Origin of the sequence: Azospirillum sp. TSH100 (genome assembly GCF_004923295.1) — a bacterium.
Taxonomy (GTDB): Bacteria; Pseudomonadota; Alphaproteobacteria; order Azospirillales; family Azospirillaceae; genus Azospirillum.
This window is the reverse complement of record NZ_CP039636.1, coordinates 567,812-581,874: the sequence shown is the minus strand read 5'-3', so window position 1 is coordinate 581,874 and position 14,063 is coordinate 567,812. Positions and strand designations below refer to the sequence as shown.

Annotated in this window: 5 protein-coding genes; 3 read left to right on the top strand and 2 right to left on the bottom strand. The window is 65.9% G+C overall.

Features of this window, described 5'->3' with window-relative positions; genetic code table 11:
• Positions 1-103 precede the first annotated feature (103 nt).
• Positions 104-2,596: a magnesium-translocating P-type ATPase gene (gene mgtA / locus E6C72_RS20185; protein WP_247871413.1), complete on the bottom strand. Its 2,493-nt coding sequence runs from the start codon at positions 2,594-2,596 to the stop codon at positions 104-106.
• A gap of 190 nt (positions 2,597-2,786) precedes the next feature.
• On the opposite strand from mgtA, the gene E6C72_RS20180 reads away from it, so the two are divergent.
• The 3 genes from E6C72_RS20180 to E6C72_RS20170 all read left to right on the top strand — a co-directional run bounded on the left by E6C72_RS20180 (position 2,787) and on the right by E6C72_RS20170 (position 5,131).
• Positions 2,787-3,203: a hypothetical protein gene (locus tag E6C72_RS20180; protein ID WP_169055246.1), complete on the top strand. Its 417-nt coding sequence runs from the start codon at positions 2,787-2,789 to the stop codon at positions 3,201-3,203.
• Between the two features lie 340 nt (positions 3,204-3,543).
• Positions 3,544-4,023 (top strand): DUF2147 domain-containing protein, encoded by a 480-nt coding sequence (locus E6C72_RS32735; RefSeq protein ID WP_109156584.1) that lies wholly within the window; start codon positions 3,544-3,546, stop codon positions 4,021-4,023.
• A 64-nt stretch (positions 4,024-4,087) separates the two neighbouring features.
• Positions 4,088-5,131 (top strand): fatty acid desaturase, encoded by a 1,044-nt coding sequence (locus tag E6C72_RS20170; RefSeq protein WP_109156585.1) that lies wholly within the window; start codon positions 4,088-4,090, stop codon positions 5,129-5,131.
• Between the two features lie 66 nt (positions 5,132-5,197).
• Here E6C72_RS20170 and E6C72_RS20165 read toward each other — a convergent pair whose 3' ends face one another.
• Entirely contained in the window at positions 5,198-13,786 is an 8,589-nt protein-coding gene (locus E6C72_RS20165) for a GH36-type glycosyl hydrolase domain-containing protein (protein ID WP_109443543.1), read from the bottom strand.
• Positions 13,787-14,063 lie beyond the last annotated feature (277 nt).

Below are 14,063 nucleotides of genomic sequence, written 5' to 3'. Positions count from 1 at the left end.
GTCCATTTCAACATCATGGCCGGCCTCGGGAGGCCAGTCTCCCGCAGGGTCGCCTGAACGCCAACTTCTCAGGATGGAGTCCGCCGACGCCCCGAGTTCCGCATTACTGTCGTGGAGCGATGTAGTGGAAGAACACCCGCTTGATGATCTCCACGAGGACCAGATAGGTGACGACGGCGGCCACCAGGAACAGATAGAAGGAGGCTGGAGGTACCACGAAGCCGAAGAAGGATGCCAGCGGCGTCAGCGGCAGCAGCGCGCCGACGGCGGCAGCTCCCAGCGACAACCCGGCCAGAATTGCGTTGGGTCGGCTGAGCCAGGGGCTGCGGCGGGTGCGGATCACGAAGATGACCAGCACCTGGGTGGCAAGGCTCTCTACGAACCATCCGGTCTGGAACAGCGCCTCATCGGCGTTGAACAGGTGAAGCAAGGCGTAGAAGGTCAGGAAATCGAACAGGGAGCTGACTGGGCCCAGCACCAGCATGAAGCGCTGGATCAGCCGCAGATCCCACTGCGCCGGCAGGGCCAACGCCTCCGCCTCCACGTTGTCGAGCGGAACGCCGGCCTCCGACGCATCGTAGAGCAGGTTGTTGAGCAGCACCTGGGTCGGCAGCATCGGCAGGAAGGGCAGGAACAGCGACGCACCCGCCATGCTGAACATGTTGCCGAAATTCGAACTGCTTCCCATCAGGATGTATTTGGTGACGTTCTGCACCGTCCGGCGCCCCTCCATCACCGCCTCGTGCACCACCGACAGATCGTGGTCGAGCAGGATCAGGCCGGCTGCCTCCTTTGCAACGTCGGCGGCGCTGTCGACCGAGATGCCGACGTCGGCGGCATGGAGGGCGGAGGCGTCGTTGATCCCGTCGCCCAGGAAACCCACCACCCGGCCGGAGCGCTTGTACGCCAAAAGCACACGTTCCTTCTGAGCCGGCGTCACCCGGCAGAACACGTTGACCTTGGGGAGGCGGGCCCGCAACGCCTCTTCGCTCATCGCCCGCAGATCGTCGCCGGTGATCAGGCCGACGACGGGGAGACCGAGTTCGGCGCAGACGTGACGCGTCACCCGCTCGTTGTCGCCGGTCAGAAGGCGCACGGCCACCCCGGCCCCGGTCAGATCGCTGATCGCCGCCATGGCGCTCGCCTTGGGGGGATCGAGGAAAACCGCATAGCCGGCGAAGGCCAGTTCGCTTTCATCTCCCAGCGCGGCTGAGGTATGATCCCGTCCCATCGCCTTGGAGGCGATTGCCAGCACCCGGAACCCATCCTCTCCCAGTTTCTGGAACAGGGCATCCAGTTCTGCCCGCGCCGCCGGGTCGAGCGGCCTCTCGACGCCCCCTTCGCCTTCGTAATGGGTGGACTGCCGCAGAACGTCTTCCGGCGCCCCCTTGACCACCAGCAGCCGCTCGGTGCCATCGCTAACGAGAACCGAGACGCGCCGCCGCTCAAAATCGAAGGGCACCTCGTCGATCTTCTGCCAGCCGGTCACGTCGAGGGTGCGGAAGGCGATGATGGCCTCGTCCAGCGGGCTCTTGATGCCGCTTTCAAAATGGCTGTTCAGGTAGGCCAGCCGAAAGACGCGCTCGCTCTCCGCACCACGGAAATCCAGGTGCCTGACCATCCGGATCGTCGCCTCCGTCAGCGTCCCGGTCTTGTCGGTGCACAGCACGTCCATGGCGCCGATGTTGTGCATGGCCGCCAGCCGTTTGACGATGACACGGCGCTCCGCCAGCCGCATCGCACCGCGCGCCAGCGTGACGGTGACGATCATCGGCAGCAGTTCCGGCGTCAGCCCGACCGCCAGGGCCAGGGCGAACATCAGGGACTCCAGCCAGGGACGGTGGAACAGCACATTCACCGCCAGCACGAACAACACCAGGAAGATCGTCAGGCGCAGTATGAGGAAACCGAACTGGCGGATGCCCAGTTCGAAGGCGGTGGGAGGGGAAGGCGCCTGCAGGGTGCCGCTCAACTGACCGAACGCTGTCGCGTCGCCGGTCCGGCAGACCAGGGCGGTGGCGCTGCCGCTGATGACCGAGGTCCCCATGAATATGGTGTCGAGCGCCTTCTCCGCATCTTCGGCCGGGATCGCGACGGCATCGATGCGCTTTTCCGCCGGGTAGGGCTCCCCGGTCAACATGGCCTGGTTGACAAACAGGTCGCGCGCTTCGAGGAGGCGGCAGTCGGCCGGAACCAGATCGCCGGCGGCCAGACGGACCACGTCGCCTGGAACCAGTTGATCCACCGGCTCCGATACCTCCACACCGTCCCGGCGCACCTGCACATGCACGGCGACGGTGCGGCGCAGCGCCTCCACGGCGTTTTCGGCCCGCATCTCCTGGACGAAGTCCAGGGTGACGCTGAGCACGACCATGACGATCACGATGACGAAGCTGGTGATGTTCCCGGTGGCTGCCGACAGGCCGCTGGCGAACAGCAGGATCAGCACCAGGGGATTGAGGAAGCGTGTCAGGAATTGCAGCCAGAGTGGCCGGCGGCGGCGCGCCAGCGGCTGGTTCAGACCGTATCTGCGCCGGCGGGTCTCCGCCTCGGTTCGTCCCAGCCCGGCGGGCGTCGCATCCAGGTTTTCGAGCACGACGGAGATCGGTTGTTTCCAGATCCCGTCAGCGATGGCGCCTTGGTCCAAAGCTCGTGTCCTCGGCAGTTGCATCAGTGTAGGCGCCGGCCGAGGAAAGAGAAACGACGCGAACGATATCCCGCAATTTCACGGTTACGGCTCAGCGCCAGACGGCCGGATTCGAAAACGGCGACCATGGCAGGGCACTGTGGCGGTCGGATGGCACGGCGGCCGGGACGGAACTGGTCAAGGATTTCTTCCCCGGCAGCTTCGCCCCCCGGTTCCCCTGCCGATCCTGCCCACGCATCTGACGGCGGTCGGCGACCGGCTGTTCCTGACCGCCTGGGACGGGACCGGCGGCTATGGCCAGCTTTGGATCAGTGACGGGACGGACGAGGGCACGGTCAAGCTGGATGGCAGCATTTGCGAGGACCCAAGGGCCGGGCGCTTGGAGGTCCTGACCGCAGTGGGAGACAGGCTGTTCTATAACCACTACGAGGATTTGTGGATCAGCGACGGAACACCGGAAGGCGCAATGCTGGTGAAGAATTATCCGCCGGTCGGCCTCTCCCTGCCCAAACAGTATATAGCCTTCGACGACCGAGTCTCACAACGGATCAATTAAGTTCACCCCCGGCTCGGCTGAGAGTGCCGGGGTTCTTCCCATCTTGTCACCGGTTACCGGCAAGTCGGTTATTGCTGACTTCGATGGCGGCCGTCTCACCTCCGCCGACCAGCTTCCCCTACCGGGGAAGTTTCGCGATGCTGGCCGCTCGTACCGTCAAGCCGCTGCCTTAAACGGCGCGTTAAGCGCTGGCGCGACCTGCCCCCGACCAACCCATCCCCGCAACCAAAAGCGTATCGCTGAAAGGATGGTGGACGTCCGCCATAGCGCTTCGGTTGATCGTTCACAATATTAACCGGAGCCGGGAAATCGGGAGGATCCTGCGTTGTGCAAAAAGGCAATGCTCAGGTCCGCGGTGATAGCCATCGGGTGCTTGGCGCTTGTCCGGCTGCCGGGGACGGCTTCGGCAGCCGACTTGCAAGGTGTCTGGCTGACCGCAGACAAGGATGCAGTCCTTAGGATCACCCGCTGTGCCAATCGATTCTGCGGTCGGATTATCTGGCTGCGGAACGCCACGGATCGGAGCAGCTCGCCTCGCCTGGATCAGAAGAACCCGGATCCAGCCAAACAAGCGCAGCGCATCTGCGGCCTCGTCGTCATAACCGGCCTGACCCCCGCCGGCCCCAACCGCTGGGACGGGTCCATTTACAATCCTCAGGATGGCAAGACCTACAGTGGCAGTGTCTCCGTCCTGTCGGATGAGTCATTGAGAGTTCGTGCCTATATAGGATTACCGATCTTCGGGCGGAGCGAGATCTGGACGCGGGTGGACAGTTCATCGGCAAACGAGATCGAGTACCAATGCCGAAGTCACGGGTGAGGCCCCATACGCCATCCCGAAAAGTCGGCACCGGTTTCCAATACCTTCTTCGAGGAGAGGGCTTATGACTCAGGATGACACGGGTGCGACATTGCCACCGCACAACGAAGTCGCCATCGACGATGGTGGACAAGCGCTTTTGCGCGAACGGCTTCGCCCCTACCAGACACCAAGCCTCGTCCGCAGCCTCGTCCAACTGGCAACGTCGGTCCTGCCCTTTATCGGGTGTTGGGCGCTCATGGTCCTCAGCCTCAACATCAGCTACGCCGTCACGCTGCTACTTGCCGTTCCGGCCGCCGGCTTCCTGGTTCGCATTTTCATCATCCAACACGATTGCGGGCACGGGGCCTTCTTCCGGTCACGGCGGGCCAACGATGCCATCGGCACACTGTGCAGTGTCATGACCTTGACTCCCTATGCCAACTGGCGGCGCCAGCATGCTGGTCATCATGCCAACTGGAACAATCTCGACCGGCGGAACAGTGGATACGACATCTACTCATCCTGTCTGACGCTGGACGAATACAACGCGCTCGGCCGTCGCGAGCGTCTTTTCCATCGCCTGCTCCGCCATTCGGTGGTGGCGCTGATCCTGCTGCCGCCGCTGGTCTTCCTCGTACTGTACCGCTTCCCCTTCGACACGCCGTCCGATTGGCGGCAGGAGCAGCTGTCCGTCCATAAGACCAACCTGATGATCGCCGCTCTCCTGCTGGCACTCGCGGCCTGGCTCGGCTTCGGCACGGTGCTGCTAGTGCAACTGCCCATTACGATCCTCGCCGCCATAGCCGGCGTCTGGCTGTTCTCGGTCCAACACCGGTTCGAGCACACGCTGTGGGTTCGGCAGGAGCAATGGGAGCCACAGCTCGCGGCCTTACGGGGAAGTTCCTACCTGCGTCTTCCCGCCATACTCCAATGGTTCACCGGCAACATCGGTTTCCACCACATCCACCATTTGAATCCCCGCATTCCCAACTATCATCTGCCGCAATGCCACCGGCATATTCAGGCACTCCAGGAAGCGCCAGCTCTCACCCTGGGAGGGGCGTTGGCTGGAGGCTGTCTCTGGCTGTGGGACGAAGCGCTCGGAAAGCTCGTCCCGTTCCCTTGACTATATTTCCCCGGCCGTCGCCCTTCGGCGCCATTCCCGATCCTAAACCTTCTGTTGAGGAACGGCCTATCTGCTGCAATCTACAGTTTGCCACCTCCGCTTCCCATGACGATCCCGCAGCGACAGGACCAGCGTATGCCTCCCGCCATCGAGCGGCAGATGGACCGCTTCGCCGGTCCGGTCGAAACGGGAGCCGTCGAGGACCGCGTTCGATGCGTCGCGATCACCGTGCGAAGCCGCCTCCACACGGATGTGGTAGTGGGTCGACTCCACGGTTACCGTGGCTTCGAAGCCTGTCCAGGGAGCCGGAAGACACGGATCGACGACCAGGAATGCGCCCTCGCGGCGGATGCCGAGGATGCCCTCTGTGCCGGCACGGTACATCCACCCCGCCGCACCCGTATACCAGCTCCAACCGCCGCGCCCTTCATGTGGCGCCACCGAATAGACATCGGCGGCAACAACGTAGGGTTCGACCTTGTAGCGCTCGGCCTCGGCCGGCGTGCGGGCGTGGTTGATCGGATTGAGCAAGTCGAACAGGGCGGCCGCCCTGCTGCCGTCACCCAGCTTGGCGAACGCCAGTATCGCCCACATGGCGGCATGGCTATATTGCCCGCCATTCTCGCGCAGACCCGGCGGATAGCCGCGGATGTAGCCGGGATCGGACGTCGTCCCATCAAACGGCGGCGTGAACAGCAGCGCCAGGCCGTCGTCGGGTCGGATCAGCAGTCTTTCCAGCGACGCCATCGCCGTCGCGGCGCGCTCGGGATCGGCGGCACCCGAGAGCACAGCCCAGGATTGGGCGATGGAGTCGATGCGGCACTCCTCACACGCGGCGGATCCAAGCCATGTGCCGTCGTCGAATGTCGCCCGGCGGTACCACGCGCCATCCCAAGCCTCGCGCTCCAGCGACTGGCGCAACGCCTCGGCATGGTCACGCCAGCGGCGGGCACGGTCGGCGTCGCGACTATCCGCCAGCGGCGCGAACAGCGCGATGGCGTGGAGCTGCAGCCAGCCAAGCCAGACGCTTTCGCCCTTGCCGTCCTGACCGACGCGGTTCATGCCGTCGTTCCAGTCGCCGGTGCCGATGAGCGGCAGCCCGTGCTCGCCGGTCAGGACGAGGCTTTGGTCGAGGCCGCGGGCGCAGTGCTCGAACAGCGAGGCGCACTCGTCGGCAGTCGCCGGCTGGAAGAAGGCGTCGTGCTCGCCGGGGCGCAAGGGCGGACCGTCGAGGAACGGCACGCTCTCCTCCAGGATCGTGGCGTCACCCGAACTGGCGATGTAGGTGGCGGTGGCGAAGGCGAGCCACACGCGATCGTCCGAGATCCGCGTTCGTACCCCTTGCCCGGACTGGGGCAGCCACCAGTGCTGGACGTCGCCTTCGACGAACTGCCGGCCGGCGGCGCGCAGCAGATGGCGCCGCGCCTCATTCGGCATGGCGAAGCTCAGCGCCATGCCGTCCTGCAGCTGGTCCCGGAAGCCGTAGGCGCCGCTCGCCTGATAGAAGGCCGAACGCGCCCAAATGCGGCAGGCCAGCGTCTGGTAGAGCAACCAACCGTTCAGCATAATGTCCATCGCCCGGTCCGGCGTCTTGACCTGAACGGCGCCGAGCACGGAAGTCCAGTGATCGGCGACCGCTTCGAGAGCGGCGTCGAGATCGGCGTCGCGGTAGCGCGCAATAAGCTCGCGGGCCGCCTCCGCCGAGGCGCATTGTCCGAGGAACCAGACGATTTCGACCGTCTCGCCGGCCTTCAACTCGACGACGCCCTGCAAGGCCGTGCAGGGATCGAGACCAGCGCCGGTCGCCCCGGACAGCGGTGACCGCCCGACGAGCGCCGCTGGCGCCGAGGGGCCGCCGTTGCGGCCGAGGAACTCGGTGCGGTCGGCCGTCCACGCCGTCTGCCGGCCGTCGAGATCGGCGAAGGCGACGCGTTCGCCGAAGGTTGGGCTCCAGCGGTTGCGGGCCAGCATGGCTCCAGTGGCCGCGTCGATCTCCGTTGCGATGAACGGAGCCGAAGCGCCACGTGCCGTGCCGAGCACCCACTCCGCATAGGCGGTGACGGACAGCGTGCGCGGACCGGGCGAATGGTTGCGCAGGGTCAGGCGGGAAATCTTGATCGGATCGGCCAGCGGCACAAATTGCAGAAGCTCAAGCGCGATGCCGTGCGCCCGATGTTCGAAGCGGCTGTACCCGCGACCATGGCGGGCGGTATAGGTCCCACCGTTGCGGATCGGCTGCACGGTGGCGCTCCACAGGTCACCGCTCACCTCATCGCGGAGATAGATCGCTTCCCCGGCCGGATTGCCGACCGGATCGTTGGACCACGGCGTGAGCTGGTTCTCCCGGCTGTTCCCTGCCCAGGTGAAACCGCCGCCCTCCGCCGCCACCTGGAAGCCGAAATCGGGGTTGGCGATCACGTTGATCCAGGGAGCGGGCGTCATGCGGCCGGCGTCGAGGACGACCACATACTCTTGCCCGTCCTTGTCGAAGCCGCCCAGACCGTTGAAAAATTCGAGGGATCCCGGCACCGGCACCTGGTCCGACATGGGCTGGGCCGCGGGTTGGAGCGATACGGGGGTGTCGATGGGTGCCGATGGGAACGATTGCCGCTGCAGGCGGGCGATCTGTTCGGCGATGGAGCCGCGCCGGGCAATCAGCACGACACGGGCGACCGAATGGAGCAGGGCGCGTGCATCGGCACGCATCAAGTCGGCACGCAACGCGTAGACCGAGCCTTGCGCCGGTTCCTCGCCGAACCGTGGCCGCGACTGGCTGCTGCGCACCGCAGTCTCGATGGCAACCTGAAGATCCTGAACATAGGATGAAGCGCGCTCGTTGACGATCACCAGATCGACGGCCAGACGCTTCATGCGCCAGTATTCGTGGGCACGCAGCAACTGGCGGACCTGGGCGATGTCCTCGACGTCGTCGATGCGCAGCATGACGATGGGCAGATCCCCAGAAATCGCGTGGGGCCACAGGCCCGACTGGGCTCCCGCGCCACCGGCGATGGTGGCGGAGGAAGCCCGGAAGCGGGCATCGGCGTACAGGATCGGCGCCGCCAAGCGCTGGAAGTCGGCGGCCTCGTCTGCCCCGATGGCCAAGTGGCGAAGCTGGACCTGGGCCTGCGTCCATGCCAAGGTTTTCGCCCGGTCGAAGGCATTCCGGTCGGCATGCTGATCGACAAGGTCAAGAAGCGCTGCCTGAGACGACGCGACCAAGGTCCAGAAGGCAACCCGCGCGACCCCTCCGGGCGGGATCGTCACGCGCTGCCTGATCGCGAAAATCGGGTCGAGAACCGTCCCGAGGCTGTTCGACAGCGGCTGGCCGTCGGTGATCGCGGCGGTCGTCCCGACGGTGTGGCCACGCCCGATGAAACGGGCCCGGTCGGTCTCGTATTCTAGATCGGCCGCGATCCCGCCGTCGACGACGGCGAAGTGGGCGGCCCAGACCGGCGGCTCGCGTGGCGAGCGCGGGCGGCGGGTGGCGACCAGCGCGCCGAACTCGCCGTGAAACTCGGTCTGCACGAACATCTTGGCGAAAGCCGGATGGGCGGCGTCGGCGGCCGGCGTGGTCAGGACCAACTCGGCATAGGACGTCACTTCGATCACGCGCGGTCGCCGCCCGCCATTGGTCAGCGAGACGCGGCGGACTTCCCCGTCGGCCTCGCCGGAGACCAGAACGTCCATGGTGGTGGTCAAGGTCCCGTCATGGCGGATGAATTCGACGTGATCCTCGGCGAACACCACCTCGGCATGGTCCGCCGCACGCCCGACTGGCTGCGCGCCGGCGGACCACAGCTCGCCGGTCTGCGTGTCGCGCAGAAAAATGAAGGTCCCCCAGTCGTCCCTGGTGGCATCCTCGCGCCAACGGGTCACGGCGATGTCACGCCACAGGCTGTAGCCCGCCCCCGCCGCGGTCAGCATCACCGTGTAGCGCCCGTTGGAGAGCAGGTGGGTGACCGGGGCTGCGGTGGAGGGCGGCGCGGTAAGGCGGCGCACCGTCGGCGATGCGATGGCGACGCCCATTGCGGAGGTCTTCACCTCCTCGGCCCGAGGATGCCCGACGACGACGTCGCGCGGCATGCGTTCCTGGAGCAGCAGTTCGCTGGCCATGATCATGGGTTCGCGGTGGAAACGGTCGCGCATCCGGCCGTCCTGCAGGGCGTTGGCGATGGCGACGATGGTCATGCCCTGGTGATGGGCCATGACGTTGCGCACAATGGCCATCTCCGCGCCTTCGGGAAGCCTGGAGCGGGTGAAGTCGAGGGCGTCGTAGAAGCCATAGCATCCGCATGCGCCCATCGCGGCGAGGCGGTCGTAGTTCAGCCGTGCGCCGTGCGGATCCACCATTGCGGCCAGCCCGGTGGCGTAGGGCGCGATGACGAGATTCTCGGAGAGGCCGCGCTTGAGGCCGAGGCCGGGAACACCGAAGTTCGAGTACTGGTACGTGAACTCCAGGTCGCGGGCGCTATAGGCGGATTCCGAGATGCCCCATGGCACCCCCAGCGTTCTGCCGTAGGCTTGCTGACGCTCCACCACCAGACGGCTTGTCTGCTCCAGAAGGCTGCCGACCGGCGCGCGCATCACCAGCGCCGGCATCAGATATTCGAACATGGAGCCGGACCAGGAGATCAGCGCAGAGCCGTTGCCGACCGGTGTCGCCGCACGGCCGAGGCGGAACCAGTGCCGCGTCGCGACGTCGCCCTTGGCGATGGCGAACAGGCTGGCGAGCCGGGCTTCCGAGGCGAGCAGGTCATAGCAGCTCGGATCCAGGCTGTTGTCGGGAAGAGCGTAGCCGATCGACAGCAGTTTGCGTTCGGGATCGAGAAGGAAGGAGAAATCCATCGCGAGCGCCATGGCGCGTGCCGTATCGGCGAGGGCACGCAACCGGCCCCTCAGCATGTCCGGCGTCCCGGTGATGGGGAACCGGTCACGGCCATGCTCGATCACTGCGGTCCGCAATGCCACTATCCAGAACATCAGATCCACCGGACCGTCACCACCGGCCGACGGCCCACCCGCCGGGATGATGTCACGGGCCACCTCAACAGCCTTGTCGGACAGCCACTTCAGCGACGGCAACTGGACCTCGATGGATTGCCCTTCGTTCAGTTGTGCGGCGATTTCGTCAAGAACGGCGCCAAGCCGGCGTATTTGCGCACCGCCCGCTGTGGGCAGGGCGTCTGCGGCCTCTCGCGCCAGGACGAGGGTATCCATCATGCCAAGCCGGGCGCCCGCCGCCGGAGCACAGTCCATCCATTCCTCGCAGGCGTTCGCGAGCGCGATCAGATGACCGGCAAGGTTCCCGCTGTCGACCGACGAGACATAGGCCGGTTCCAACACCCTCAGATCCTGTGTTCCATACCAGTTGTAGAAATGCCCCCTGAACCGGGAGAGCTTCCGCATGGAATCGAACGTCGCCTCCAGCCGCTCGATGGTTTCCGTCGTTCCTGACCAGCCGAAGTCGCGGGCGGCGACGGTGGAGAGCAGGTAGAGACCGATGTTGGTCGGCGATGTCCGGTGGGCGACCACCGGCTTCGGGTCCTCCTGGAAATTGTCCGGCGGCAGCATGTTCTCGGCCGGTGTGACGAACGTCTCGAAAAAGCGCCAGGTGCGCCGGGCGGTAAGGCGCAGGGCGGGGGCATCCGGATCGGAGAACGCCGCCCGCCGAAGTATGGCCGGCAACCGGCTGGTCCACGCGGCGAGCGCGGGGGCTGTCAGCCACAGCAGGGCGAAAGGCAGGGCCAGCGGCCAGGAAGATGGCGTCACGGCAACGGTACCGGCCGCCACGACGAGCCCAAGCGCGGTACCACCGGCCATGTCGCGATAGAAGCCGCCGAGTTCCAGCCGCGGCCGGCCGCCTGTCTGCGCCGCCGTCGTCCATTCGAGAAGGTGGCGGTGCGTGACGAACAGCCGGGTCAATGTCCTTGCGATGGCATCGCCCATCCGCCACGCCTGGTCGGCCAGGAAGGCAACCGACATCACGGTCCGCATCGCCGCCATCCGCAGATCCTGCATGAGCGAGCCGACGTGGTTGCCGAGGCGGGTACCCGGCCGGCCCGGCAGCACCGAGGACACCGCCGGCAGGAAAGCCGGAACCGCGCTGACGGCGAGCACGAGCAGGACTCCCACCAAGGCGGACGGCAGAGGCAGCAGCCAGCTCACGGCCAGCGTCGCCAGGGTGAACGGCGCCAGCAGCGAGCGGCGCAGGTTATCCAGCATCTTCCAGCGACCGACCGGCGGAGCCGCCTGGGGACCTGTCCTATGGCCGAGGATCCAGGGGAGCAGTTGCCAGTCGCCACGAGTCCAGCGGTGCTGACGCTTGGCAGCGACGTTGTAGCGAGAGGGGAACTCCTCGACGAGTTCGATGTCGGAAGCGAGACCGGCGCGGGCGAAAACACCTTCGAACAGGTCGTGGCTGAGCAGGGCATTGTGCGGAACCCGGCCGTCCAGCGCCGCTTCGAAAGCGTCGACGTCGTAGATGCCCTTCCCGGTGAAGGATCCCTCGCCGAAAAGATCCTGGTAAACGTCGGAGACGGCCGACGCATAGGGGTCGATGCCGCCGGGGCCGGAGACGATCCGCTGATAGAGCGATCCCTCGCCGCCGAGCGACAGCGACGGCGTGATACGGGGCTGAAGAATGGCATAGCCGTTGATGACGCGCCGCCCGGCCGCGTCGAACGTCGGCCGGTTCAGCGGGTGGCCCATCTTGCCGACCAGCCGGAGTGCGGCGTCCCGCGGCAGTCGCGTGTCGGCGTCAAGCGTGATGACATAGCGCACGTCGGCCGGCACCTGCGGCGCGCGACCGGCAACGGGCATGAAGCTGGTGTCGGTGGCGCCGCGCAACAGCCGGTTGAGTTCGTGCAGCTTGCCGCGCTTGCGCTCCCAGCCCATCCACTTGCCCTCGCCGTCATTGTAGAGCCGGCGGCGATGCAGCAGCAAAAAACGGTCTCCGCCGTCAGGACCGGGGCCATGGCGCAGATTCAGCCGCTCGATGGCCGCGGCGGCCACCGCCAGGAGAGCGTCGTCGTCAGCCACCACCTCCCGGTCGGCGTCGAGACCATCCGACAACAGGGCGAAGACAAGCTCGCCGCTGGCCCCGGCGAGGTGGTGAACCTCCAGCCGCTCGATCTGCTCCAGGAGGTCGACCTCACCGGTCAGCAGTGTCGGAACGGCGACGAGCGTGCGCCGTGACGGGGGTACGCCGTCCGCCAGTTCGAGCCCCGGCAGGGTGATCGCTCCGAACAGCGCGGTGACCACGCGGTTGACCAGCGCCGTCGCCACTTCGGAAGCCGGCAGGACGCCGGCAAGGGCGAACAGGACGAGCCAGCCGTCCATACCGGGAAGCCAAGCCGCCCACACCGCGAGACCCAGCAACAGCGCCGTCACGAACAGGATCGCGCCGACATAGCCGCCGATTCCCAAACGAACGCTGAAACGGCTGATCCGCAGTCGGGCCGGTGGCCGAAAGCCGATGCGCCGCTCAAGTGCGCCACGCCCTTCCGCGATCAGATGGTAGCCGGGGTCGCCGACACGCGCGGCGTCCGCACCGTTGGTTGCTTCCGCCGCTGCTGTACGTGATGCTGACAGCGCCAGACCGGCGATGGCGAGTTCCGGGAATGACGAACCGCGGGCCAATTCCTCAATGGCGCTCCGGTAGAGGTTGCGCGTGGGGAAATCCATGGCGGCGAAGCCGCTCGCCGCGCGCAGTTGCTCGTCGACGAGGCTCACGCTCTCGAACAGGTCCGCCCAGTCGATGTCGGAGATCAGCCGCATGCTGGTGATGACATTGCGCACGGTGACGTTGGAGGCCCCCAACCTCTGCTGGGCGTGCTGGACCACACCGTCGACCGTTGCGCCTTGACGGTTGAGCCGCTCCTCCAGCCAGCCGAGGGCCGGCGTCGTTCGCGGATCCTGGTCCCGCAATCGCTTCGCCAGTTCCGCGGCGAACACGTCGGACAAGGAACCGGAGGAGCGCGTGGCCATGTCCGCTTCGAGGACGGAACGGCTGTCCCCCGACGCGAGAAGCCGGTCGGCCAGCGCGTCGGCGTCTGCCCGTGCAGCGCGTCCGGCGGTGATCTGATCGGCAAGTCGGCGCAGGTTCTCGATGAGGACGATACGAAGCGTAATCGCGACCGCCCACAGCTCGCCGATGGTCAGCGGCTGGACCCGCTGATAGGCGGTGATGAAACGACGCAGGATGGCGGGATCGAGGTGGCTGTCAGTGTGGGCAACGAAGGCCCAGGCCAGTCCAAACACCCGAGGATACCCGGCGAACGGACCGTCTGCGAGCTTTGGCAATTGACGGTAATAACCCGGCGGCAAGTCGACGTGGATTTCCCGAATCTGCTCTTCGACAACATGGTAATTGTCGAGCAGCCATTCCGCGGCGGGATCCACGCTGCGACCGCGCTCCAATTCCGCCGCACTCGCCCGATAGGCGGCGAGCAGCACCGTGGCGTTGTCGGCGAGGCGGGTGTGCAGGGACAGGACGGCAAGCGGCTTGCGTGTCACCGGCTGCGCGGCGGCGAGACTCTCCGCATGCCGCTCGAGCCGGTCCAAACCGAAGAGTTCCTCGCGCACCGGTGCCTGATCGCTCCAGAGGGACGGTGGCAGACGATGCCCGAAAGCATGGCGGAGGATCGCATTCATCAGTGCCTTTCCGGCCAGCATCAGCGTGCGACCGCGATCAAGAGAGATGCGTGCCAAACAGTGGTGTGATCGTCGCTGTAGGCATCGAGTGCGGCCGCCGCACCATTTTATTCGGGCTATCTTTGTTAGCGCGGGGGCCGAAGGCAGAAATTCTGTGAGTGTCACGGCGGGGGATGCCGTCAACTCATTCTTTTGATGAGGGCTGCGGACTATCCGATCGTCGCGCATGGGAGCGCCGATCAACAGCTCTATGAAGTTCGGGTTGGTGCGTAGGTCA

Bases quoted from the DNA above. Each gene is read 5' to 3' on its own strand.
- E6C72_RS32735 (WP_109156584.1), top strand. From the start codon at position 3,544: ATGCTCAGGTCCGCGGTGATAGCCATCGGGTGCTTGGCGCTTGTCCGG.
- E6C72_RS20170 (WP_109156585.1), top strand. From the start codon at position 4,088: ATGACTCAGGATGACACGGGTGCGACATTGCCACCGCACAACGAAGTC.
- E6C72_RS20165 (WP_109443543.1), bottom strand. From the start codon at position 13,786: ATGAATGCGATCCTCCGCCATGCTTTCGGGCATCGTCTGCCACCGTCC.